This is a genomic window from Paenibacillus hodogayensis, assembly GCF_039536325.1.
Classification (GTDB): domain Bacteria; phylum Bacillota; class Bacilli; order Paenibacillales; family NBRC-103111; genus Paenibacillus_AB; species Paenibacillus_AB hodogayensis.
The window spans coordinates 839,909-862,786 of sequence record NZ_BAAAYO010000001.1; the positions used below are offsets into that span (position 1 = coordinate 839,909).

General features: G+C 57.6%; 22 protein-coding genes and 1 pseudogene. 11 read left to right on the top strand and 12 right to left on the bottom strand.

Going from position 1 to position 22,878, the window contains the following annotated elements; genetic code table 11:
• Nucleotides 1-17: 17 nt before the first annotated feature.
• The 4 genes from ABD796_RS03370 (at nt 18) to ABD796_RS03385 (ending at nt 2,888) form a co-directional block, all read left to right on the top strand.
• Nucleotides 18-863, top strand: coding sequence for a DUF4247 domain-containing protein (locus ABD796_RS03370; protein WP_344902811.1), 846 nt, complete (start codon nt 18-20; stop codon nt 861-863).
• A 104-nt stretch (nt 864-967) separates the two neighbouring features.
• Entirely contained in the window at nt 968-1,801 is an 834-nt protein-coding gene (locus ABD796_RS03375; RefSeq protein ID WP_344902813.1) for a YitT family protein, read from the top strand.
• Between the two features lie 178 nt (nt 1,802-1,979).
• Nucleotides 1,980-2,168, top strand: a complete 189-nt coding sequence (locus ABD796_RS03380; protein ID WP_379118053.1) for a hypothetical protein — start codon at nt 1,980-1,982, stop codon at nt 2,166-2,168.
• 132 nt (nt 2,169-2,300) lie between these two features.
• On the top strand, nt 2,301-2,888 hold the full coding sequence (locus ABD796_RS03385; protein ID WP_344902819.1) for a hypothetical protein: 588 nt from the start codon (nt 2,301-2,303) through the stop codon (nt 2,886-2,888).
• Nucleotides 2,889-2,956: 68 nt separating this feature from the next.
• On the opposite strand, the gene ABD796_RS03390 is transcribed toward ABD796_RS03385, so the two are convergent.
• The gene (locus ABD796_RS03390; protein ID WP_344902822.1) at nt 2,957-3,493 is read right to left on the bottom strand and encodes an NADPH-dependent FMN reductase; all 537 of its coding nucleotides are present in this window, start codon (nt 3,491-3,493) and stop codon (nt 2,957-2,959) included.
• A gap of 203 nt (nt 3,494-3,696) precedes the next feature.
• Here ABD796_RS03390 and ABD796_RS03395 point away from each other — a divergent pair, with 203 nt between their 5' ends.
• From ABD796_RS03395 to ABD796_RS03405, 3 genes are all read left to right on the top strand, one after another.
• Nucleotides 3,697-4,221 (top strand): hypothetical protein, encoded by a 525-nt coding sequence (locus ABD796_RS03395; RefSeq protein WP_344902825.1) that lies wholly within the window; start codon nt 3,697-3,699, stop codon nt 4,219-4,221.
• Entirely contained in the window at nt 4,125-5,774 is a 1,650-nt protein-coding gene (locus ABD796_RS03400) for a hypothetical protein (protein WP_344902828.1), read from the top strand. Before ABD796_RS03395 ends, ABD796_RS03400 begins: the two co-directional genes overlap by 97 nt.
• Nucleotides 5,775-5,892: 118 nt before the next feature.
• A complete protein-coding gene (locus ABD796_RS03405; protein ID WP_344902831.1) occupies nt 5,893-6,324 on the top strand; it encodes a peroxiredoxin in 432 nt (143 codons plus the stop codon).
• 68 nt (nt 6,325-6,392) lie between these two features.
• On the opposite strand, the gene ABD796_RS03410 is transcribed toward ABD796_RS03405, so the two are convergent.
• The 4 genes from ABD796_RS03410 to ABD796_RS03425 form a co-directional block, all read right to left on the bottom strand.
• A complete protein-coding gene (locus tag ABD796_RS03410) occupies nt 6,393-7,382 on the bottom strand; it encodes an aldose 1-epimerase (RefSeq protein WP_344902834.1) in 990 nt (329 codons plus the stop codon).
• Nucleotides 7,383-7,548: 166 nt separating this feature from the next.
• Nucleotides 7,549-8,514 (bottom strand): 6-phosphofructokinase, encoded by a 966-nt coding sequence (gene pfkA / locus ABD796_RS03415; RefSeq protein WP_344902837.1) that lies wholly within the window; start codon nt 8,512-8,514, stop codon nt 7,549-7,551.
• Nucleotides 8,515-8,564: 50 nt separating this feature from the next.
• On the bottom strand, nt 8,565-9,620 hold the full coding sequence (locus tag ABD796_RS03420) for a tetraprenyl-beta-curcumene synthase family protein (RefSeq protein WP_344904199.1): 1,056 nt from the start codon (nt 9,618-9,620) through the stop codon (nt 8,565-8,567).
• A 146-nt stretch (nt 9,621-9,766) separates the two neighbouring features.
• Nucleotides 9,767-10,081, bottom strand: coding sequence for a hypothetical protein (locus ABD796_RS03425; RefSeq protein WP_344902840.1), 315 nt, complete (start codon nt 10,079-10,081; stop codon nt 9,767-9,769).
• A 234-nt stretch (nt 10,082-10,315) separates the two neighbouring features.
• Here ABD796_RS03425 and ABD796_RS03430 point away from each other — a divergent pair, with 234 nt between their 5' ends.
• Both ABD796_RS03430 and ABD796_RS03435 read left to right on the top strand, forming a co-directional pair.
• Nucleotides 10,316-11,641, top strand: a complete 1,326-nt coding sequence (locus ABD796_RS03430) for an MATE family efflux transporter (protein ID WP_344902843.1) — start codon at nt 10,316-10,318, stop codon at nt 11,639-11,641.
• A gap of 16 nt (nt 11,642-11,657) precedes the next feature.
• Nucleotides 11,658-12,965 (top strand): MFS transporter, encoded by a 1,308-nt coding sequence (locus ABD796_RS03435; protein WP_344902846.1) that lies wholly within the window; start codon nt 11,658-11,660, stop codon nt 12,963-12,965.
• Nucleotides 12,966-12,996: 31 nt separating this feature from the next.
• Here ABD796_RS03435 and ABD796_RS03440 read toward each other — a convergent pair whose 3' ends face one another.
• On the bottom strand, nt 12,997-14,349 hold the full coding sequence (locus ABD796_RS03440; protein WP_344902849.1) for an aminotransferase-like domain-containing protein: 1,353 nt from the start codon (nt 14,347-14,349) through the stop codon (nt 12,997-12,999).
• 128 nt (nt 14,350-14,477) lie between these two features.
• Here ABD796_RS03440 and ABD796_RS03445 point away from each other — a divergent pair, with 128 nt between their 5' ends.
• Together ABD796_RS03445 and ABD796_RS03450 are read left to right on the top strand one after the other, a co-directional pair.
• Nucleotides 14,478-15,434: a DMT family transporter gene (locus ABD796_RS03445; RefSeq protein ID WP_344902852.1), complete on the top strand. Its 957-nt coding sequence runs from the start codon at nt 14,478-14,480 to the stop codon at nt 15,432-15,434.
• Between the two features lie 162 nt (nt 15,435-15,596).
• Nucleotides 15,597-16,448, top strand: a complete 852-nt coding sequence (locus ABD796_RS03450; RefSeq protein ID WP_344902856.1) for a helix-turn-helix domain-containing protein — start codon at nt 15,597-15,599, stop codon at nt 16,446-16,448.
• Nucleotides 16,449-16,579: 131 nt separating this feature from the next.
• On the opposite strand, the gene ABD796_RS03455 is transcribed toward ABD796_RS03450, so the two are convergent.
• The 6 genes and pseudogenes from ABD796_RS03455 to ABD796_RS35595 all read right to left on the bottom strand — a co-directional run.
• Nucleotides 16,580-18,064, bottom strand: coding sequence for a CehA/McbA family metallohydrolase (locus tag ABD796_RS03455; RefSeq protein WP_344902859.1), 1,485 nt, complete (start codon nt 18,062-18,064; stop codon nt 16,580-16,582).
• A gap of 270 nt (nt 18,065-18,334) precedes the next feature.
• Complete coding sequence (locus tag ABD796_RS03460) at nt 18,335-19,096, bottom strand: DeoR/GlpR family DNA-binding transcription regulator (protein WP_344902862.1); 762 nt, start codon at nt 19,094-19,096, stop codon at nt 18,335-18,337.
• 162 nt (nt 19,097-19,258) lie between these two features.
• Nucleotides 19,259-20,194: an HPr(Ser) kinase/phosphatase gene (hprK, locus tag ABD796_RS03465; protein ID WP_344902865.1), complete on the bottom strand. Its 936-nt coding sequence runs from the start codon at nt 20,192-20,194 to the stop codon at nt 19,259-19,261.
• Between the two features lie 333 nt (nt 20,195-20,527).
• Nucleotides 20,528-21,262, bottom strand: coding sequence for a 2,3-diphosphoglycerate-dependent phosphoglycerate mutase (gene gpmA / locus ABD796_RS03470; RefSeq protein ID WP_344902868.1), 735 nt, complete (start codon nt 21,260-21,262; stop codon nt 20,528-20,530).
• Nucleotides 21,263-21,365: 103 nt separating this feature from the next.
• Nucleotides 21,366-21,971 carry a YdcF family protein gene (locus ABD796_RS03475; protein WP_344902871.1) on the bottom strand — a complete coding sequence of 202 codons (606 nt, stop codon included), beginning with the start codon at nt 21,969-21,971 and terminating at the stop codon, nt 21,366-21,368.
• A gap of 238 nt (nt 21,972-22,209) precedes the next feature.
• Nucleotides 22,210-22,788, bottom strand: a pseudogene (locus ABD796_RS35595) (chitinase N-terminal domain-containing protein); the annotation flags it as partial.
• Between the last annotated feature and the right edge of the window lie 90 nt (nt 22,789-22,878).

Consider the following 22,878-nt stretch of genomic DNA (forward strand, 5'->3'; position numbering starts at 1 on the left):
AGGCGGGAGTGAATGTCATGAAACGTTGGAACCGCTGGACGACCTGGGTCAGCATGCTGCTTGTCGTCGCCCTGCTTGCAGGATGCTCCAATGCGGCCAACTACGTCAAAGATACGTACCCGCTCGTCAACATGGACGGCAAAGGCAAGTCTGCTGCGAAGGTGTACGAGGCGGAAGGCAAAACCGTTCCCGAAGTCGCCAAGGAAATGACCGGGCAGGAAAAGCCCAAGGAAACCAGCAAGGAAGATCTGGACCAGATGTTCCTCGTGTACGACAACCGGATCGTCAATCTGCAAAAAAATCCGGAAAAGCCCGAGAATACGCTGATCGAGATCGATACGATCGAATACGCCAAAAATCACTACGATTCTTCCTTCTTGGAAGGTTATATTACCGCTTCTATTGTCCAGTCGCTATTCGGCGGGGGCTGGTGGGGAAATTCCGGCTCAAACCGAACGTCGTCGACACCTTATAAAGGGTATTCGTCGGTTCCGAAAAGCCAGACTTCCTCCTCGTCGTCCAACGACGAGAAGAAGCCTACGACGAGCGACCGCACCGGCAGCTTTACTTCGAAAGGCTCCGTTTCCGGCGGCTCGACGAGCGGAAGCGCGGGCAGCACGGGGTCAAGTTCCGGCAGCACCGGGTCCAGCTCCAGTTCCGGCAAATCGAGCAGTTCCGGATCGGGCAGCAGCTCCAGCTCCAGCAAATCGACCGGCAATTGGTCCACCTCGTCGTCGTCAAGTTCGGGCAGCATCCGCAAAAACGACGGCTCCACATCGTCGACGAAGTCGACCAGCAAGCCGAGCACATCAAGCCGAAGCGGCAGCTTCTCCAGCAAGAGCAGCGGCGGGAAGAAAAGATAATCGATCGGCATTCGCTCAGGCCCCCCGGCAGACGGAAACGTCTTGCGGGGGGCTTCGTTATTCCTGCCGAAGATGGGCATAATAGGCAGCATGGAGGCGCCATTATGATCCGTCTGACTTGGAGCGACACGCTCGCCGCCGTCTACATAGCGCTCGGCGCGGCTTTGATCGCCGCCGGCATCAATTTGTTTCTTGTTCCCCACCGGCTGCTCAGCGGGGGGCTTTCGGGCATTTCGATGATGGTCGGCTATTTTACCGGCTGGAACATCGGTCTGCTCTATTTTCTGTTCAATTTGCCCGTGCTGATCTGGGGATGGATCGCGATCGGACATCGCTTCGTCGTACTCAGCATCGTCTCGGTCGTGTTGACGACGTGTTGGATGCAGCTCGTTCCCGACAACTTGCTCAACACCGATCCGATCATCGGAGCGGTGTTCGGCGGGGCGCTGCTGGGCGTCGGCTCGGGGCTGTCTCTGCGGGCCGGCGGATCGACCGGAGGACTGGACATCGTCGGTTCTATCGTGACCCGCAGACGCGATTTTCCGCTCGGCATGCTGCTGTTCGTCCTGAACGGTCTCGTCGTGCTCGCGCTCGGTCTCGTAATCGGCTGGGATGCGGCGCTTAGCTCGATGCTGTCGATTTTCATAGCCGGCAAAGTCGTGGACGCGATTCACATTCGCCATGTCAAGGTGACCGCCTTTATCGTGACGAGCTTCAAACAGGAGATGACCGACAAGCTGCTCGAGCTTCCGCGCGGCGTTACGCTTATTCATACGGAAGGAGCTTTCAGCCATCTGCCCCAGCATATGCTCATGACCGTCACGACCCGCTACGAGCTGGCCGAGCTGCGCCGCATTATTAAAGACACCGATCCGAAAGCGTTCGTGAACATCGTCGAAACGGTAGAGGTTATCGGAGAATTCCGCAAGCTCAAGTAAGCAAATGTTGGGCCTTGTAAAAGTTGGCGAAAACGATACAAACCGAATCGTTGTGTGATATAATGGACTTGTAATTTCATAGGTTCTGGTTTGAGCGCTTAACAACCGAAGATCTTTTCGTCTTTTTTACCGATCGTCGCAAGACAGATTCGAAAAAAAACGCGGAAAGGTGATGCTTATGGAAACGGTCAAATTATCCAGGATTGTCATGAAATTAACGCCCGACATGTATCCTTGCCTGAAATCCTCCGAGCTTGACCTTGACATCGTGCTGAAGTACGGTTTTGATCGCCTGGAAGCGGAGGACGCGATGGATATCGTCAAGTACAGCATTTCCGAATATCAAAAGGACGCCCTTCTTCATTGAAGAGGCGTCTTCTTTAATAGGGCCATGCCCGACCAAAGACCAGTAGCAATACCGCCCGCAGTCGGTTTTCGGCTGGCGTCGTTTGCGGTTAAGCTGGACGTATAACGATGCGACGGAAAGAAGGTATTCCATATGAAGGACCATTACTACCAGGCGGGCCCCAATACGAACGCCCACGCCTTTGGCCGCACGCCCCCCTACGGAGCAGAGGCCGGTCCGCTGAATTATAACGGGAATCTGCCGCTGAAAAGCAAGTTTCTCGCTACCGTATTCTCGATGTTCGTGCCCGGGACGGGACAAATGTACGTGGGAGCGGTTATGCGGGGCATGAGTATTATGCTGCTGCTTGTGATGAACATCGTAGCCATCGTCTATTTCGTCAACAGTCCCGCCGAGCTGAACGTCCTGCCCGTTACGCTGCTATCGCTGCTTATTCCCGTCCTGTACTTCTACAACGTATTCGATGCGCTGCATCAGACGGAAGCCATTAATCAGGCGATCCGCGAAGGCCACGCTTACTCCGGCCCGATCCGGTATCCGAATGCGGACGGGGGCAACCTGCTGCTCGGCTTGATCGGCGTTATCGTGTTCGTCTGCTCGCTGTCCGCCTTCGGCGGCTGGTGGGACGGCTTGTTCACTATTAACACGGCCATCGGCGGAGCCGTTTTGCTGGTCGGCGGAGCATTTCTGCTATTCAAGGAATTTCGCAAAAAGTCGTAGCATCCTACTCGCGACAAAAACCTCCGATCGCCCTCTCCGGCGGATTGGAGGTTTTTTTGCATCCTTCCTTAGCTGCGCAACGACCGGCACAGCTTGAGAAAATAATCGATCGCCCGGATCGTCCGCTCTTGCACATGCGTCGAGACCGGATCGCCTTCCGCGTCGAACTGCCGGTTCTCGCCACCGATCGATATCCACTCCGGGCAATTGACCCCGTGAACGGCCCGCACCATAACCTGGAGCTGCAGGAGCGGACTAACGCCTACAGCACCGCCGGTCGAGCAAACCGACAAGACGACCTTGCCGTCAAAATGGTCAAAGCCGAGATGATCGATCACATTTTTGAGCACACCCGATATCGACCCGTGATAGTCCGGCGTGCTTAGGACGATGCCGTCCGCTTTCAGCATCGTTTCCTTGAGAGCCGCCAGATTGACGTCGGCCGGATTACGGTTGTCGGGCGAGAACAGCGGCACCGGCCTGCTGTACAGATCGAACAGCGAGGCCTCGCACTCCCTCTCCTCCAACCGTCTTGCTATATATCGGCACAGCTTCGTGCTGGTGGAAGACTGCTTGTTGCTTCCCGCCAATATGGCTATGTTCATAAACCGTTCTCTCCTTCCTCTGTATAATTTTACATACATTTTAGTTAATAAAATTTTGGAAGTCAATGGGCTGAGAATCATTTTCGACGATTCCGGCACTATTCAGGATGAATCAACTATGTCATAATATAAATACCTGTATGTAATCTGTATTTGTTTTTTATCTCATGCAGGATACTCTATGAAAAAGGAGATGTTCATTTATGAAACCGCTTACCGATTCTCAGCAAAAGCTCCCTGCCTTCAGACGAACCGGATTGTGCACCCTGCTCGCTCTCGTCCTGCTGTGCGTCGCAGCGCCGGGTGCCTACGCCTCCGGCAACAACTGGTACGACGACTACGTCGCTTATGAAAGCGTGCAGGGCGGACTCTATTATACGTCGTCCGACTCCGCTCTGCTCGGCTGGCAGGAAAGCTACATGCTGCGCAGCTACCTCAATCTGTACGACATGACGCATCAGACCGCCTGGCTGGACAAGCTCACGACTCATGCCGACACGATGCTTGCCAATGCGGACGACTCCGACGGAGACGGCTATCTGGGCTGGAGCACGTACCGCTATTCGCCGAACAAGTCGGCTAACGGCACCTTCGCCAACGCGGCAGCCGGGGATGCCACGCTTCCGGCCGATTGGACCCGGTCCAATCGACCTCCGCCACCGCCAACCGCTCCAATGCGTCGGGAGCGTACAATCCCGATGCCGCGGATACGTGGGGGCTCGTGCTGAAGACGAACGGCTCCTCCTGGCAGAAGCTGTACCAGCAAGTGGCCTACGAGCCGAACACGAAGTACCGGGTCGCCTTCAACGGCAAGACGAACGGCTCGGCCGCCCAAGGTAGGGTTTACATACACGACCGCACCTCCAATACGATACTCGGCAGCGTCATTTTCAATAACACGGCCTGGCAATCGTATACGTTTGACTTCATGGCTCCGTCCGCCTCCGGCCATACGCTCGAACTCTGGCTTGCTCACGCCGATTATACGGTTGCCGGAGGCACCGCTTATTTCGACGACATCTCGCTGAACGGCTGGTACCCTTATATCGTGCACGACGGCATGATCGGGGTGCCTCTTGCCGAATTTATCCGTCTCGTGGACCGCAATCCGACCGCTCTGTCCGCTTATGCGTCCAAAGCCGCCGCGTACCGCGATTTTATCGAGCAGCAGCTTGTGCCGCGCTGGGAGAGCAGCAGCTACCTGGGCAATACGTGGGTCTCCGCCTCCTCCACGGCAGGCTATTACAAGGAGCCGCCCAATGTCGATTCGTTCGCCACGACGACCGTTCTCGATCCGCTTCCGTACAACCAGTACCTCGCCTTCGCCGAGCTTCTTGCCATCATGCATGACGTCAACGGCAATGCAAGCTATTTGGACAAAGCGAAAAAGATGGGCCAGACGTTCAAAAACAGCCTGACCACGACCGGCTCGGCCTATAAATGGGACTACGCCGGCTATGCGGCCCGCACCGAGGATACGTCCCATGCCAACGTCGATTTGACCGCCGTGACCGAGCTGTTCAACAAAGGCTACATTTACAGCGGCACGGATATGAACCGATTCGCCTCGACGCTGACGACGAAAGTGTGGAACCAATCCTCTACCGCTCCCAAGCTGCATAATTATGTCGACGGCACGCAGGGTACGCTCGCTTCCGACTACATGTATACGAAAGACTTGAGCGGCTGGCTGAAGCTGGCTCAGTTCGATCCGAACGTGTGGGCGATCGGCGCGGAGCAGTACCGCTCCAGTCCTCCTGTCCGCTTCATCGAAGCGTTGGTGCTCAGCCAGATTATGAAGTGGGACCCGGTGAAGCTGGTCAATCAAGGCCTCGAGCTGAAGTCGGCCCAGGACGCCACGCTCCCGGCCCGGTGGACCCGCTTCCAGTCCACGGCTGCCACGGCTTACCTGGACTCGGCCAACAAAGCGTCCGGCAGCTACGGGTTGACGATCGTCGCCAATGGCACCTCCTGGCAGAAGGTGTACCAGGAATGGGAGAAGTATAAAGCTTCAACCGGCTATACGGTCACCTTCGACGCCAAGACGGATGGCTCCGCCGCCGGAGGGAAAATATGGGTCGTCAACGAAACCGCAGGCACGACGATTGCGGCTTACAACTTCGTCAACACTGCTTGGCAATCGCATACGTTCACTTTCACCGCTCCGGCGAATGCGACCGACGCAGTCCGCATTTATTTGGGACATAACAGCTATACGACCAGCGGGGGCAAAGCCTATTTCGATAACGTAGTCGTCAAACAGACGGGAGATGCCTGGTAAATAGCGCGTCCGGCGGTCGTGTCCCTTCGGCGGTTCATTGGCTTGAGCAGCTTCGGACGAGTATAATGGTGCTTAAGTAAACAAGCCAAACCAAGCAACCGAAAGGAGGCTGCCCGTCATGCTGCAAATCGGCGACAAAGCCCCGCTGTTCGAGGCCGACAGCACGCAAGGTCCGGTTCGTCTGCAAGAGCTGATCGGACGCAAGCCGGTCGTGCTTATCTTTTACCCGAAGGACGAGACGCCCGGCTGCACGGCGCAATTGTGCGCGGTACGGGACAGCAAGCGCCAGTACGAAGACGCCGGAGCCGCCGTGTTCGGCGTCAATTCGGCGGACGTCAACGAGCACAAGCAGTTTTCCGAGCATCACGGGCTCGATTTTCCGATTATCGTGGATAAGGACGAACAGATTCGCAAGCTGTACGACGTCGGCAAAATTTTGGGCCTGTTTCTGCAGCAGCGCATCGTGTACGCCATCGACCTGAAAGGAAATATCGCCTTCGCCCAGAAAGGCAGCCCTTCCGCGGATAAAATACTGGCTTCGCTCCGCTGACGGCACGCTAACGAAAAGACGCTTCCATCTCCGCTTGCGCGGTGTGGAGGCGTCCTTTTGTTTGCTATTTATCCTTCGCAGTACATGCGGCTAGTTTCCTGCCATACTTCGCCCGGTGCCAGCGAGACGAGCCCCGTCTCTTCTGCCGGGAATGGAGCGGCTGGAGCGTTGACCATATTGGTCTGAGGCTCCGGACAGAAGAAGCCGCTTTCGGCGTCGGCGTTGTAGATCATCCAGAATTTGTAAGAATTTCCGACGTCGTAGACTAGCTTCGCGTTCAGGCGGGTGTCCGTCAGCTCCATCACATTGCGTCCGCCCTGCGGCTCGGCCGTGTAATGGTTGTCCAGTTTGGCGAAAAACGGCGACGTTCCTTCTTCCTTCAACCGCTGCTCGTCCGCATCGAGCGCCGCGTAGCGCCCAGTCGGCAGCATCCGTTCGTTCATCTCGATTCGCTGTCCGATCGTCATGCGCAGCACACAGTCGGCCGGTGCGCTCTCCGGAGAGAACGGCGCATTCAGTGAAGTATGAAAGCCGATCGTGCACGGCATCGGCTCGCTGCCGTCGTTGCGGACGCCTACTTCCTGCTGCAAGCCGGAAGCGCTTAACGAATACCGCAGCTTGAGCGTAAAGGAATGCGGGAAATGCGTGTAGGACGGGTGCGATTCGGTGACGCGCTGCGCTACGACTACATAGCTGGACGTCTCGTCCGCACCGAAGTCGTCAACCTCCCAAGGAATGTCGAAATAAAAGCCGTGCAAATGATTGCCGCGGTTCGGTTCGTTCACCGGCAGACGGTAAGTGGCGCCATTCCACGAAAACGCGCCGTCCTCGTACCGGTTCGGCGGAAACAGCACCGGAATGCCGTGGACCATCGGCCGTTTTTTGAATGCCTCGATCTCCTCGCCCTGCGGCTCTCGAATGAAAGCGAAGCCGCGCTCTTTATCGCGAAAAGCGATCAGGTTGCCTCCGATGTTCGGCAGCACCGCCGCCTCGTACGGCCCGAATTGAAGCCAGATTGCCCGTTCTCCATGATATGTGCCTTCGTACGCCTTAGACATTATGAGCGTCTCCTCCCGATATCCGCCTGTTCGTAACGGCCAAGCTCCCGACACGCGGTCTATGGTTGTCATTATATCACAAGCGGCGCGCCTTGCCATAGATAGAACGGACCTGGAAAAAGGCGCGCCTCCCGGGGAGACGCGCCTTTATGCGATGGACCGCGGATTATTGCGACAAGCGGGAAGCCAGCTCGTACAAGTCACGGTTGAACTCTTTCTTCGTATTCACGACGGTATCGATATCCGTAGCGACCAGTTGGCCCTTGATCACGCCACAAGCTTTGCCGGAATCGCCCTGCAGCAGGCTGCGCACCGCGAAGTCGCCAAGCCGGCTCGCCAGAATGCGGTCGTTGTGCGTCGGCGTGCCGCCGCGCTGAATATGGCCGAGCACGGTAACGCGGGCCTCGATGCCGTTCATTTCCTTGATATGATCCGCCACGCTCTGGGCGCTTCCCGCCCCTTCGGCTACGACGATAATACTGTGGCGCTTGCCGACCTGGAAGTTGGCCTCCATCCGTTGCGCCACTTCGTCCAGGTTAAACGGCACTTCGGGCACAAGAATCGTCTCCGCGCCGCTGGCCAGACCGGCGTACAGAGCGATATCCCCGCAATGGCGACCCATCACCTCGACGATCGAGGAGCGCTCGTGCGAGCTCATCGTATCACGCAGCTTATTGATCGCGTCTACGACGATGCTGACGGCCGTATCGAAGCCGATCGTGTAGTCCGTGAACGGAATGTCGTTGTCGATCGTGCCCGGGAGTCCCATCGTGCGGATGCCAAGCTTGCTCAGCTTGTTGGCGCCCTGATAGGAGCCGTCGCCCCCAATGACGACAAGCCCGCCGATGCCGCGCTTGCGCAAATTGTCGGCTCCGAGCTGCTGCCCTTCCGGGGTGGTGAATTCCTTGCAGCGGGCGGTTTGCAGAATCGTTCCGCCGCGTTGAATGATGTCGCCGACGCTGCGCAAATCCATCGGACGAATATCGTCGTTGATCAGACCGGCGTAGCCGCGCTGAACGCCGAATACCTCCAGCCCGTGGAAAATCGCGCTGCGCACGACCGCCCTCACCGCGGCATTCATTCCTTGCGAGTCGCCCCCGCTTGTCAAGACGGCTATCGATTGAACTGTCATTACCATAAATCCCCTTTCGCTTTGGTCGCATGTAGCATAAGCATATGATGTCAGACGGACGACTTGCGAATCCAGACGCTGAAAGCGAAGAAAAATACGCGCATAAGCGGGCTCCCCTTCATCAGCTGCCGGGAAATGTGCCGGACCTGCCGCTGCTGCCGAACCTTCGGGTCGGACAAGTACAGCGCCAACAGCCCTTCGATAATCATCCGATGAAACCGCGGGTGCTCCAGGCCGCCGATATCCCGTCGGGCCCGTTCGGCGATGGCGGCGATTTGCTTCGCCGTCGTCTCGCCGTCTTCGTAATAGCTGCAAAAATTCAAATCCCCGCCTGCCAAATCTTCTTCCTGATCGATCAAATAATCGAGCAAAATATGAAGTCCGCATACGTGCGGGAAGTAAGCCCGGCATATCGCATCGGCCTGCTCTTCGCTCAACCGCTCCTCGGACGCCGCCAGAAACAAATAAAAAACCGCCAGCGTCGAACCGGTAGCCGCGGCGAATTCATTCCAGCGCAGCCCCTCGTAACGCGAACGATGCTTTTCCCACCAGCCCAGCAGCTCGCCTTCGCGCAAATCTTTGCGAATATGCTTGTACACCTGCAGATCGGCGTACAGTCCTACGAGCCGGGCGACATGATCGCGCACAACGGTATAGGAGGCAAGACGGGCGATGCTCGACTGGCATTGCCGTACGAGCATATGCAGGTAGCCGCCGTCGTCCTTCTCCGCGCGCAAGGCGTAATAGTCGGCGAGCGGCGCATCCGGATCGACGGCGTCCAGCATCGCCTGGTGCAGCAGGCGGAAATCGTCCGGGTCAAGCGAGGTACTGCGGTCGCACAAGTTATCCAAATAATCGCTGATCGTCTGGAAGGCGACGATAAGCGGAATCAACACGTGGCGCATCGGCAAATTGGCGGCGGCGTAGACGGCCCCGCCCTTGCAGTGAAATTCCTTGCTCGTCATGCTGTCGACAGCCTGTTTGCGCAGCTCTGCGTCCGGCATCCGCTCGGCCGCTTGCCGCCACTTGCTCAGCTCGTTCCGGACATCGGGGAAGACGTACCGGTATACGCTGTTTACGAGCGCAACCGGGTTTCGGGGAACCATGCGGCCGTTTCGCAATGTCGTTTTCACTTGCGGCGATCCTCCAGAGCTTTGATTCCCTTATTATAGTACAAACTTCCCCAACTTCCTAATTATGCACCCGCCCTCCGATCCGTCGCCCGGACCGAAAAGCATGCTTCCCTAGGCCGTTAGTCGTGTCCTTTGTCCGAGACGCGGCTATCCGCTCTGAACCACAGATGAAGATCGGTAATGCAGCTGGCCAGCTCGGCGATCTGCGTATTGAGACGGCATGACGTCGGAAAGTCGTCCTCGACGTTCAACCGGTTCTGCTTGTCGACGATCTCGCGCTCGAGCTGCATGATGCGGTCCGGAATGCGTCCGCGAATCCGTTCCCAATCGTTCAGCAGAACGGCCTGCTCGGCAACGGTCAACGCTTCCCATTCCTCGTGAAGCATCGGAAGCTCGATGCCGAGACGCTCGTCATATACGAATTCGAATTTCATCGTGTGCCTCCCGACGCAGCTCTTGAACTCTAATTTACCACGCTGATGCGGGTTACGCCAAGACGCTTTCCCCCGCTTTTGACGAAAAAAAGGAGCCCTGCAACATTTTCTGCTATGCGGGGAGGGCAAACCGTTCTATACTATTCATAAAGTCTTTACAATTCATGAAGTCTTTACAATTCCGCGCAGATGCCGACACCGCCCGAAACACGGGAGACCTTGGAGAGAATCGATATGACGAATCCAGAGCATCAACGGCTGACCATGGGGCAGCTTTTTGCTTTTTTCATACCATTGGGCGTATCCGCCAGTCTTGTCACGATTTCTCACGTTATCATCAACAGCACGCTAGCGCGCTCGTCCGACCCCGAAGTCATTATCGCCAGCTACGCGATCGGTCTCAGTATGCTGGGCATTATCGAGAAACCCGCCATCTTGCTTCGCCAGACATGTTCCGCGCTCGTACGCGACCGGACCTCGTTCAGGGCGATGAGCAAAGTGGCGGTTTGTCTATTAATCGGCATGTTCGCCGCGGGGCTCCTGATTTCGTACACCGCCTTCGGCCGAATCTTGTTCCTGAAGCTGTTCGGCGTGGAAACTTCCATGATGGAGGCGATCGTCGACGTTTACCGCGTCCTGATGTTCGTCAGCATTTTCTCCGGCATCCGCTGCCTGTATCACGGCATCATTATCAGCCATATGCGCACGAAATGGCTGACGATCGGGATGGCGTTCCGCCTCGCCGCGATGTATGTCGTCTCGCTTATTTTCATTCATACGACCGGCGTCACCAGTGGCCGGGTCGGGGCGATCATCTTCCTCGTCGGCATGGCGATCGAAGCCGTACTGAGCTACTGGGAGGGCAGCAAGCTTGCCCGTTCGCTGCCGGTGAAGAAGGAAGGGCACGGAATCGAGAAAACGGGGCAAATTTTGCAGTTTTACCGCCCGCTCCTGTTCTCCTCGCTCATTGCCGTCATCATCGGTCCCGCAATCAACGCCATGCTCGGCAAGACGACCGATATCAAGCTCGCGATCGCCTCGTTCGCGATTGCAGCCAGCCTCACCCAGCTCGTACAAAGCTTCTTCTCGTATATTCACCAGATCGTGCTTAATTTTTACCGCAAAGACGCGGCGCTAGCTATCCGGTTCGTCATGACATGCGCGTTCATTCCAACGATTCTGCTCGGTGTGCTCGGATACACGCCGGTCGGGCCATGGTTCATGGAGCACGTCATGGGCGTAAGCGAGCGGCTGATGGCCGCAAGCCTGCACACACTTCGCGTATTCATGTTTATGACGCTGCTGTTTCCATGGCTGGACTTCTTCAACGGGATGATTATGCTTCGCGGCCAGACGAAGGTGATGATGTACTCGCAGGCGGCCAACGTAGTGGTTACACTCTCAGCGCTGATCGTCTGCATCGCGACCGCTCCGGGCTGGAACGGGGTCATCGGCGCTCTCGCGCAGTCGCTCGGCATCGCCGCCGAGCTGGCCGTGGTCGTCTATGCCATTCGTTCCTCTTCGTCCGGCGTCGGGCGTAGAGCCGAAACGGCACTTTAACCAAAGGAGGGGAACCATGACTACCGAACTCAAGGGACGTTCCGCTCCGGATACCGCCGACGGAGGCGCCGCTCTGCGCGGGCAAACCGGCGATGGAGCGCCCGGACCCGCTGCTGGCGAACCCTCCGCAGCCGCGCCGGCCGAAGGGGAGCGCGCCCCTGTCGAGACGACGGCGAAGGAAGCGGCGGTCATGCGATCGTTTTCGTTCGTCTTCTATATGACCATGGCGTTGACCGTCTCGTTTTTCCCGCTTTATTTCAGCGACAAAGGCTACTCGACCTTGCAGATCGGTGCGATCTACTCGATCGGCCCGCTGATCGGCATCGCCGCCAATCTGTTCTGGGGCTATGCCAGCGACAGACTGCGGACGATCCGCAAGGTGCTGCTCGTCATGCTCTTCGGACAGCTGCTGACGACGATCGTCCTGACGCAGATCGACGCGATCGCCTGGCTGTACGTGGCCATGACCGTTTACAACTTCTTTCACACGCCGATCAACGCCCTGAACGACAGCTTGACGCTTCTGTCCATCCGCCGCAGCAAGAGAAGCTTCGCCAGCTTCCGCGTATGGGGATCGCTCGGCTTCGCCTTCTCTTCCGTCGTATTCGGCACCGTACTGCATATCGTCGGGGTGAACCGCACGCTGCTGTTCGCGATCGGGACGATCTCGCTGTCGCTGCTGCTCGCTTTTTTCCTCAAGGATCGGGTCCGCGGCGGGTCGTCCGCCAAACAAGTGCGGGTGTCCGAGTTTTGGAGCGTTCTTAAGCAGCCCAGCCTGCTCTTGTTTCTGGCGCTTATCTTCACGATGTCGTTCGCCCACCGGACGAACGACGGCTTTCTTGCTTTGTCGATGCGCGAGCTGGGCGCCAGCGATACGATTGTCGGCTGGGCCTGGACGGCTTCCGCGCTGAGCGAGATTCCGATGTTCGTCTGGCTGAGCAAGAACGGGCACCGCTACAAGGAGCTGCCGCTGCTTATGATCGCGTCGTTTTTCTATGCGGTGCGCTTCTTCCTGGTCAGCATCGTGTCCGATCCGCTCTGGTTCATCCCGCTCCAGCTGATGCACAGCGTCACGTTCGGCATTTTCCTCGTCACCGCGCTGCGCTACATCCAGCAGCTGATTCCGGACGATTTCCGCGCCACCGGACAAGCTTTGTACAATATCGTCTGGTCGTGTCTGGCCGGCTTGGCGAGCGGGCTGATCGGAGGCTGGGTGTTCGAGACGTGGGGCTTCCCGGTCATGTACAAAGTCGCGGCAGCCTCCGGCTTGCTCGCCTGTCTCGGCTTCTTCCTCACTTACCGGTACCAGCGCAGCCGCGAATGAGGATGAAGCTGCGCTTCCCCCTTCCCCTTTTCTACAGCCGCAGCCCTCTCTCGATCTCCTCCATAATCGCGCCGACCCCCCGGTCGATATCGCTCTCCTTCACATTGGACGCGTTCAGCTTCAAGATCCGCTCGCGCGGAAAGCCGGTCATGTAATGCTTGTCGATCGGCTCTACAAGGATGCCGCGTTTTTTCAAACGCGACGCAAGCGGTCCGACCGCAATACGCGGATCGAGCACCAGATGCGTATGGATCGCCGGCGGCTCGGGTGCCGGAAAGCGGAAAGCCATTTCCCCTGTCGCGGCATACCGGGAAACGGCCGAAGCGAGCAGCCGCGCCCGCTTATCGCACAGCGCGCGGATTTTATCCCGGTGGCGCTCGAACATGCCGCTTTTCAAATAGATCTCCAGCGCCGCCTGCGACAGCATCGAGCTGTCGATGTCGACCAGCTTCTTGTGCCGCGCGAACGGCCCGGCCAGCGGCTCCGGAAGGACGGCGACGCCGATGCGCAGACCGGGGAAAATAATCTTCGAGTAGCTTTTCAAATAAATGACTTTGGCGTCTTCGTCGTACGCATAGATCGGGTCGGACTTGGCGTTCGTCTCCAGATCGGCCAAGTAATCGTCCTCGACGATATAGACGTCGTACCGGGCGGCCAGCCGGGCGATCTTCTTCTTCTGCGCCTCGCTGTACGAGCTGCCGAGCGGGCTGTGGAAACGCGACATCGTATAAAAAAACTTGATGTCGCCCGTGCGGAACAGCCTCTCCAACTCGTCCGTGTCGATCCCTGCGGCGGTGCGGCGGATGCCGACGGCGGGAAGGCCGAGCGTCTCCAACTGTTCGACGAACAGGTGGTAGCCCGGCTGCTCGATCAGAATCGTCCGCTTGCCGTTCGGAAACGGAATCGAAGCCAGCACCGACAGCGCCTGCTGAACCCCGGACGTAATAAAGATCCGGCTTTCCGGGACGAATACCTGATGGTCGGTCAAATGCTTGCGGACGGCCGGCATCAGCGAGGGCAAACCTTTAGCCGTTCCGTATACGAACAGCTCGTTCCGGTACGTGTCGATCGCCTTGTTGATGCAATGGCGAAAATCCAGGTACGGAAACATATCCGGATCGGGAGCGGACGCGATAAAATCGAGCTGTTCCGGCTTGGCTGTCTCTCCCCCGGCCTCCTGCTTTACCACATAATAGCCGCTCTTCGCTACGGCGTATACCTCGTGCTGCTTTTCCAGCTCGTTCAGCGCCCTCACGACTGTGCCGACATTGCACCCGTACCGGACCGCAAGCTCTCTCACGGACGGAAGCTTGTCCCCTTCCTTGTAGGTTCCTTCCCGGATTTGTCGTTCCAATTCGTTCAACAGCCGCATATATTTGTGCATCTTGTCACCCGCTCGCCCCGATTTCTGTATCGATACAGATACCTCTTTTTTGTATTGTAGCACAATGCTTTGCCGTGTACGATAGAACTGTAGCTTGTTAAAACTTATCCGACAAGGAGGCGATACCCATGGCGCCAACCAGCAATCGTACGGCCTACACGGCCTTGCTCGTATACGCCGGCATTATCGGTTTTTCGTTTTTGTTCATCAAATATGCGCTGACGGTCGCGGCTCCTATGGATATTTTGGCCCACCGCTTCACGATCTCGCTTGCCGCCGCGCTGCTGGCCGTCGCCTTCGGCTGGATGCGGCTGGCCATTCGGCTTCGGGATGTGCTGGCCGTACTGCCGCTTGCTTTGTTTTACCCTGCGCTGTTCTTCAGCTTTCAGATGTTCGGGCTTTCCTATACCACGTCCTCGGAAGCGGGCATCGTGCAGGCGACCGCTCCGGCGCTGACGACGATTATCGCTTACTTCGCGCTGGGGGAACGCCCGGGCTTGTGGCAGAAGCTGTCCGTCGTGTTGTCCATGGCCGGAGTCATCTTCATGTTCGTCATGTCGGGCGCACGCTTCGAAGGAAATTCTACGCTCGGCATGGCACTGATAGCCGTAAGCGCGCTGGCGCTCGCCGGATACGGCGTGCTGGCGCGCAAGATGAGCCAGCGCTTCCGGGTCGCGGACATGACGTTCATGATGTCGCTGATCGGCTTCGTGACGTTCAACGCCATCTCCGTCGTCCAGCACGCCTCGGCGCATACGCTGTCCGCGTACTTCCTGCCGTTTGCCAGCCCGTTGTTCATTATGTCGATTTTGTATCTCGGCATCGTCGCGTCTCTCGTGTCCTCGTTCCTGTCCAACTATTCGCTGTCCAGGCTGGAGGCGTACAAGGTGAGCGCATTCAACAACGTCTCCACGCTGATTACGATCGTAGCCGGAGTCGTTCTGTTGAAGGAACAACTGGAATACTACCATTTCATCGGGGCCGTGCTTATTATCGCCGGGGTTCTCGGCACGAATCTGCTCCGGACGCCCGACAAAGGCTTCAAGACCAAAAGGGCCGCGGCGGCATCCGGCAAAGCGGGATAAGGGATAAGAAGCAGGGCCATTCGCTCCCCCATCTGTACCTCAATGGGATTCTCTGATATGATCATAAGTAAAATTACGTATAATTTTTATACGTTCATCTACTAAATGATCCTATTCGTGAACATATTATGCCCATATACGAGAACAGGAGGCGGCTGGCCGATGAACGAAGCGTCCAGCGAGCGGTTGAATCCGGTGCCCAGCGGTTTTTCCATTCACCGTGCCCACCGGATCACTCCATTCACGATGCCGCTCCATCATTACCACGATGCGTACGAATTGTATTACATGCGCTCGGGCGAACGGTTTTACTTTATTAAGGACCGTACTTACCGCATCCGACCCGGCGATCTGGTGCTCATCGACAAGCATGTGCTGCACAAGACGCAGCATATTACGGATACCCACGAGCGGATACTGCTCCATTATCGCGACGGCTTTCTCGACGCGATGACCGTCGACTGCGACTGGAATCCGCGGTCCGTCTTCGCCCATCCGGTTATTCGACTAAACCTCAAGCAGCAGGCGGTCGTGGAAGGGCTGCTCGACAAGCTGCTGGCCGAAAGCAAGCTGCAGACGCCCGAATCGCCGGTGTACCTGAAGGTAGCGCTCACGGAGCTGCTGCTGTACGCCGGTCGCTGCGCCCGCGAGCAGGCGGACGGCGCGGTGCGCAGCGAGCCGGACAATCCGATGTTCGAGCGCATTTCCGCCGTGGCCGCCTATATTAACGACCATTACGCCGACGACCTATCGCTCACCCTGTTGTCCGGCTTGTTCCATATCAATCCGCACTATTTGAGCCGCATTTTCAATAAGGTGACGGGCTTCTCCTTCGTGGAATACGTCAATCTCGTCCGGCTGAAGGAAGCGCAAAGGCTGCTGCTGACGCGCGGACCGAACGTAACCGAGGTGGCGGAAAGCGTCGGCTTCGAAAGCTTGTCGCATTTCGGCCGCGTCTTCAAGGCGTCGATGGGCATGAGCCCAAAGGAGTACCGCAAGCGTTTCGGCAGTTGACGAACCGGCCTCAGCAGACGAACGGCGGGATGCGCCAGCCCCGACACTCATCACAAAAAACCTCCATGACCGCCGTTTATTATGGCGGCAATGGAGGTTTTGTCGACTGTATGGGCGTTACCGGCCGCTACTTATGGAAAAGGCAGCGCAAATCCGGCCTGCTCGAGCAGCTCTCCCCAGGTCGTTAGAGTCGGCTGCTTGGCTCCGCTGAACAGCGGATTGGTGACGGCGGACAAGGTGCCGTCGGCATGGCGCAGCTCGAACCGCCGCCAGCCGTAATGCCGCCGATGCCAGCGGAAGGCAAGCTCGAACCGCTGCTGCTCCTGCTCGACGGTCAAAACCGACACTTCCGCTCCGTTCTCGATGACATACAGGTTCTGGCCTGCCGCTCCCGACACCGTTAGCGTGCACGGGATAAGCGCACTTTCCGAACCTTCCGCCGGTTCGATCCGTTCGGTCAAATCCGCTCCGAACGTGAAGCCGTTCTCCCCGCCGGCAATGACGATATCCAGCTCGGGTCCGCGCGAGACATAGACGCTTCCGGAGCGGACGGCATCCAGAACGGCCCGGGCGGACAGCCTGTCGGCATATACCCACGTTCCCGGATCGCCGAGCAGGCGGGGCGGCAAGCTTTCGTCCAGACCGGCGCGGTCCGGCAAATCGTGCGTGTCCGACCCGCCGATGCCCGGAACGCGCCATCCGTCGTTCCACAGGGCGGACCATAGAGCGAGCGACGCTTTGTTTTCGTGCGGGCCGTTCCAGATCTCGATCGCATCAAGCTGCTCCAGCAGCGTCTCCGTGGTCTGCCACGCCCACTTGCCGTGCGTCGGATGGTTGATCGAGCGCAGCGCTCCCAACTCCCGGGCTTCCCGTTTCAGCCGCCGCTGCCCTTCTGCGGTGCGCATCCCGCCGTCGGCGCCGCCCCAACAATCGAGCCAAGCCGTCAAGCCGAGCGCGTTCCAATCCCCTTTCTCGAACGAGGTGAACTCCATGCCCGGTATAACGAGCGGCCCTCCAGCAGGCCAGGAGGAATGGAGCATATTGTGGTCGGTAGGCGAGTAGAAGTCCAGACCCCGGGCTATTGCCTGATCCCGCATCTGCTCCGGCGTCATCAGGCCGTCCGACCATAACGTGTGCGCATGCAGGTCGCCGCGGTACCACCGGCGGCGCTCGTCCGCGCAGCGTTCCCAGTCGTACAGGTGAAGCGCGGCAAGCCCTTGCGCGGAGCGTTCGCTCCCGTCCGTCCACGAGACGTTGAAGAGGGCCGGCTCGGGTGCGCCTTCCGGCAATTCCCCGTCTCCGAATTCCACTGCGAACGAGAACGTCTGTCCCGGCTGGAAGCGGATCAGCTCGAGCGTCCAGACGCCGGCGCCGATCCGACCTGGCACGCCCGCATAGCCGGTAGAAGCCGGCTGCTTATGCAGTACCGCCGCGCGTCGGGCATGCACGTCCATATAGGTATAGCGCAGCGTCCCTTCCGGGTCCTTCAGGCGCAGCTCCGCCCAGCTCATCCGAGTGCTGTAGTCGAATCGCAGCACCAGCCAATCGCAGTCGCGGTCGATACGAAACTCCACCGTCGAATCCGCCTGCTCCACTTGCATGTTTCTGCCTTTCATATCCGATTTCCCCTCTCCCGCCTACTCCTTTATTCTTTCAACGAACCGGGCCAAGTTCCCTTCGTGAAATACTTTGCTTAAAAGAAAGAAAGCAAAAAGAGCTTCCGTTTGAGAGGGAAGATTTTGATGTCGTGATGCCCCGATTGTAGAATACGCGCCGCATGTTTTCGCCGAGTAAGACGGATGTGAATATATTGTAAAAGTGCATTGCGGCCGGGGAGACTGCTCTTCGTCGTCGAACGTTTTTTCTCCCCTGGCCGGAACGCACGGTCAAGCGGTCATCACTTTCACGCCGGCCTCGCGGAACAGCTTGAGCTGCGCCGGGCTCGCTTCTTCGCCCGTTATGAACGTATGCACCGCCTGAATAGGAGCAACCGCATGCAGCGAAGCCTTGCCGATCTTCGTATCGTCAGCTACGACGATGATTTCCTGCGCGGCGCCGATCATCCCCTGCTTCGTCGGGACGAGCTGAGCCTCCGGATGCGTAAGCCCGTGCTTCGGGTGGATCGCCGGCGTGCCGATGAACGCCTTCTGCACATGCAGCGTGGACAGTACCCGGTCGGTAAACATGCCGTTGAGCATATAGCTGGAGTGATACAGCGCCCCTCCGGTCACGATGACGGAAATGCCCTTGGAATCCCGCAGCTCGGCCGCGATGTTCATATCGTTCGTGACGACCGTAATCCGCGACCGGTCAACGAGATGCCGGGCGATATGCAGCGTCGTCGTCCCCGAATCGAGAATGATATGGTCGCCATCCTCGACCATATCGGCTGCTTGCTTGCCGATTCGCCGCTTCTGTTCAAGCTGCTCGTGCGCCCGTTCCGAGAACGGCGGCTCGCTGTTGGCCCCTTGATCGACGATCACACCGCCATGGGTTCGCTTGAGCAGCCCTTCCTGCTCGATCTCGGCCAAATCCCGGCGAATCGTCGCCTCATGAACCTGAAATTCCCCGGCCAGCAACGAGACCGAGGCGACACGATTATGCTTGACATACTCGACAATACGCATTTTCCTTTCCGCCGCCAGCATGAGCCATCCTCCTTATTGCGCATATATGTACTAGTGTAAACTAAAAAACGCAAAAAGTTTAGCAAATATGCTTGAAATCGTGCAAAAATGTCCAAAAAACCTCAAAAAGCCCGCCTTCCTCCGATTCAACCGAAGAAAGACGGACTATTATTATGCCGTACCTTATGGCTTCTGTTTCTGCTGGGCGGAAGCCTCGATCCGCTGCATGAACTCCTCTGCCGCACTGTACCCCTGCAGCCGCAAATACCAGTTGTTCGCCGCTGCTTCGACCAGTCCGGCGACATCGCGCCCGGGCTGGAGCGAAATTTGAATGTGGGGAATTTTTACATCCATATAGGTCGTATATTTCGGCTCCACGTCCAATTCGTTGTACAGCTCATGCTCCTTCCACTGGGTCAGCTCAATATCGAGCACGATGCGCGTCTCGTCCTGAAACGCCCCCCGGCCGTAAATGCGGGCCACATTGATCAGCCCGACGCTCCGCAGGGCTAGGAACTCTTTCGTATTCCCGTCGTGCGTGCCGAGTATCGTTTCCGGACTTATTTTTTTGAGCACGACCGCGTCGTCGGCGACAAGGCGGTGGCCGCGGCGGATCAGCGTCAGCGCCGTCTCGCTTTTGCCGACGCCGGATTTGCCGCGCAGCAGGATGCCGATTCCGGCGACGTTGACGCATACGCCGTGCACCTGAATTTCCGGAGCGAGCGATTTGGTCAGAAAGGCGTCGGCCATTCCGATCCATTTCGTCGTCGAATCCGGCGTACGGAGCAGCGGTATGCCTTCTTTCTCGCAATGGGTGATCAAATAGCGGAGCCCTTCGATCTCCTGGTTCCACGTAACGACGAAGCACGGCGGATGATACTGGACGACATGGCCGATCCGGCTATCCCGCTCCTCTTCGGTTTGCTTATGCAAATACGTAATTTCTTTGCGGCCGAGCACCTGTACCCGCTGCTGCGGGAAAAAATCGAAATAGCCGACAAACTCGAGACCCGGACGATGGACGCGGGGTTTGCTGATCGTGCGGTCGAGCCCGTTCTGCCCCGCCAGTAATTCCAGATGGAAGCGATTGACCAAATCTTGAACCGTTATCGATTTCATGGCAGTCGCCAGCACCTCTCTCTATAAATTGACTTGAACTCATTATGCCGTGGTTTGCCCGCTTCCGCAAGCGATTTTGGTACGATCTCTTTGCCGAATTTATGACATTCCCCTTGACTTCTGCAGAAGGATTTGCTGATCCAGCACCTGCTGTAGAAGTCCGGATTGATCCGAAGAAAGAACGCCGGGTCGCCTCCTCTTGGAGCGGTCCGGCGTTTGGTTTTAAGGAGGCATTGTTGTTCGGGCGAGGGTCAACGAGACAAAGCCCGGATGTCCATGACCATCTGCGGCGTCTCCGGATAGCCGGGCTTTGCCGCCCGCCCAAATCGGCGCTCAGCCAGTATGCGCCGGAAACGTTCCGTCCGGTATTTCGCCATCCTCGCCCAAATAATAATGCCGGATCGGAACCAATTGGTCGTCCAGCTCGTAGACGAGCGGCACGCCGGTCGGGATGTTCAAGTCGGCGATGCCGTCCCCGGGAATTTGATCGAGGTGCTTGACCAGCGCGCGCAGCGTGTTGCCGTGTGCGGCAACAATGATCCGCTTGCCGGACGACAGAGCCTGCGCGATCTCCCCTTGCCAGTAGGTCAGCACCCGGCGCTCCGTATCCTCGAGATTTTCCGCCAGCGGGTATTCTCCCGGCTGCAAGGTGCGGTAGCGCGGATCCGACGCCTCGTAACGGTCGTCGGTCCTGTCGAGAGCCGGGGGGCGAATGTGCACCGATCTGCGCCACAAGCGGACCTGTTCCTCTCCGTACCGGACCGCCGTCTCCGCCTTGTTGAGCCCTTGCAGAGCCCCGTAATGCCGCTCGTTCAGCATCCAGCTCTTGTGCTCGGGAATCCACATCAGATCCATTTCGCGCAGCACGATCCACAGCGTCCCGATCGCCCGCTTCAGCACCGACGTATACGCCGCGTCGAACACGTAGCCGCGTTTCTTCAGCACGGCTCCGGCCCGCCGCGCTTCCTCCAGCCCGTCTGCGGACAAATCGACATCGGTCCAGCCTGTAAACCGGTTCTCTACATTCCATACGCTCTGGCCATGGCGAATCAATACGACTTTGATCAAACCCGCACTCTCCCTTCGTTTCCCTTATTTTACCGGAAGGCCGCCTCGGCTTCAAACCGTTATCGTCCGACTCCCCTCACCTCCATCCGCCACTATCCATCGATCATGGAACCACATCGTAATCGGTCAGTTGGCCTTTCTTTACGTAGTCGATCAGCTTCCCGCACTCTTCCGTGGCCCTGATCCGACCCGTTTCATTCAAAAACCAGTTATCCCGTCTCGTATCCTGGTCGTTCACCGCGCAAAACGAATATTCGATAGAGGCGGGCATATACGTTTTCAAGGTTAGAAAGCAGCGTCTCATATGGTAGGCGGTCGTTACAATTAATATACGCCGGATATGTTCCAAGCCGATGTGGTGATCCAGCACCGCCGTGGAAAAGACGACATTCTCCAGGGTATGCCTGGATGTGGCCTCGACCAAAATATCCGCTTCCGGGATGCCGAGCTTCACGGCCTCCGTCTTCATCATGCCCGCCTCGACATCGGGTTGGCCTTCCCATTGGACGCCACCGGAAAACAGGATGATGGGCGCCCGCTTCTCCCGGTAAAGCTCAATCGCTTTCGGGAACCGGTACCTCATGCTCCTTTTGCTGCCGAAAACGAATATGCAATCGCCGAAGGCGTGATCATCGTCCATATTTTGAAAGAGTATCAGGTCGACATCCCGCTTGCTCAAATTTTTGCTATCGAACTGGGATACAAGCAAGTTAATCCCTCCCTGGGCCATTTGGCCATTGATCCCTCTTTTCCCATATGATAGTATACTATTTTTACTATGAAATGTTGTGGAGGGATGCCATATGGATCGTTACGAATTTCGCGTGCGCGTGACGGGCGTACTTATCCCCAGAACGTTCATCCGTCCGGTAAGATGCGAACCGAGCCGAATAGCCAAAGAGGCTGCTCTCCCTGAGAAGAAGCAGCCTCGGACTTTTGACAACCGGTCAGCGCGCAACTCTAACGGCTATCGTTTCACTGGATGTTGCTCCGGAACCGTTTAGAAGCTCGCAGCGATACTCGTAGAGGCCGGCCGGCTTGCCGCGAATCGTCGTCACTGCCGACTGCGCCTGCGGCGTTCTCCCTATTAGCGCTTGCGTATCGATGAGCACCCCGTTTTCATAAAGCCGGTACTCCGTTCCGTTCGTGCCCCACCATAAATTCATGGCGACTTGATAATTGCCGTCCCCGTCCCAATTATCGTGGGAAAGGACCGGTTTGGCGGGAGTCGCCTGCGTAACGGACACGGTCCATGTATCGCTTCGCGTCGTGCCGAATGCGTTGGTGAGCTCCGCTACATACCGGTATGTTCCGTTCGGCTTATACGTAACGGATGTAACCGTAGACTGGGCTCCCGGCGAATGATCCGCCAGCGTCTGCGTGTCGATCAGCTTATCGTTCTCATACAAATGGTAGCTTGTGCCGTTGTTCCCCCACCACATGTTCATTGTTACCTTGTAGCTGCCGTCCAGTATCCCCGTATCGTGGCCGTTATCGTCGGAGAGTACGGGCTTGCCCGGTATTCCATTGCTATTGGACGCGATGTTGGTCACGACAGCCGTCGCCGTTCCCCGGTTTCCGGCGGCATCGACAAACTCGAACGTAAAGGTGCCGTT

What these genes read in the sequence shown, in the direction of transcription:
- ABD796_RS03370 (WP_344902811.1), top strand. Translation starts at nt 18, where the DNA reads ATGAAACGTTGGAACCGCTGGACGACCTGGGTCAGCATGCTGCTTGTC.
- ABD796_RS03375 (WP_344902813.1), top strand. Translation starts at nt 968, where the DNA reads ATGATCCGTCTGACTTGGAGCGACACGCTCGCCGCCGTCTACATAGCG.
- ABD796_RS03380 (WP_379118053.1), top strand. Translation starts at nt 1,980, where the DNA reads ATGGAAACGGTCAAATTATCCAGGATTGTCATGAAATTAACGCCCGAC.
- ABD796_RS03385 (WP_344902819.1), top strand. Translation starts at nt 2,301, where the DNA reads ATGAAGGACCATTACTACCAGGCGGGCCCCAATACGAACGCCCACGCC.
- ABD796_RS03390 (WP_344902822.1), bottom strand. Translation starts at nt 3,493, where the DNA reads ATGAACATAGCCATATTGGCGGGAAGCAACAAGCAGTCTTCCACCAGC.
- ABD796_RS03395 (WP_344902825.1), top strand. Translation starts at nt 3,697, where the DNA reads ATGAAACCGCTTACCGATTCTCAGCAAAAGCTCCCTGCCTTCAGACGA.
- ABD796_RS03405 (WP_344902831.1), top strand. Translation starts at nt 5,893, where the DNA reads ATGCTGCAAATCGGCGACAAAGCCCCGCTGTTCGAGGCCGACAGCACG.
- ABD796_RS03410 (WP_344902834.1), bottom strand. Translation starts at nt 7,382, where the DNA reads ATGTCTAAGGCGTACGAAGGCACATATCATGGAGAACGGGCAATCTGG.
- pfkA (WP_344902837.1), bottom strand. Translation starts at nt 8,514, where the DNA reads ATGACAGTTCAATCGATAGCCGTCTTGACAAGCGGGGGCGACTCGCAA.
- ABD796_RS03420 (WP_344904199.1), bottom strand. Translation starts at nt 9,620, where the DNA reads ATGGTTCCCCGAAACCCGGTTGCGCTCGTAAACAGCGTATACCGGTAC.
- ABD796_RS03425 (WP_344902840.1), bottom strand. Translation starts at nt 10,081, where the DNA reads ATGAAATTCGAATTCGTATATGACGAGCGTCTCGGCATCGAGCTTCCG.
- ABD796_RS03430 (WP_344902843.1), top strand. Translation starts at nt 10,316, where the DNA reads ATGACGAATCCAGAGCATCAACGGCTGACCATGGGGCAGCTTTTTGCT.
- ABD796_RS03435 (WP_344902846.1), top strand. Translation starts at nt 11,658, where the DNA reads ATGACTACCGAACTCAAGGGACGTTCCGCTCCGGATACCGCCGACGGA.
- ABD796_RS03440 (WP_344902849.1), bottom strand. Translation starts at nt 14,349, where the DNA reads ATGCACAAATATATGCGGCTGTTGAACGAATTGGAACGACAAATCCGG.
- ABD796_RS03445 (WP_344902852.1), top strand. Translation starts at nt 14,478, where the DNA reads ATGGCGCCAACCAGCAATCGTACGGCCTACACGGCCTTGCTCGTATAC.
- ABD796_RS03450 (WP_344902856.1), top strand. Translation starts at nt 15,597, where the DNA reads ATGAACGAAGCGTCCAGCGAGCGGTTGAATCCGGTGCCCAGCGGTTTT.
- ABD796_RS03455 (WP_344902859.1), bottom strand. Translation starts at nt 18,064, where the DNA reads ATGAAAGGCAGAAACATGCAAGTGGAGCAGGCGGATTCGACGGTGGAG.
- ABD796_RS03460 (WP_344902862.1), bottom strand. Translation starts at nt 19,096, where the DNA reads ATGCTGGCGGCGGAAAGGAAAATGCGTATTGTCGAGTATGTCAAGCAT.
- hprK (WP_344902865.1), bottom strand. Translation starts at nt 20,194, where the DNA reads ATGAAATCGATAACGGTTCAAGATTTGGTCAATCGCTTCCATCTGGAA.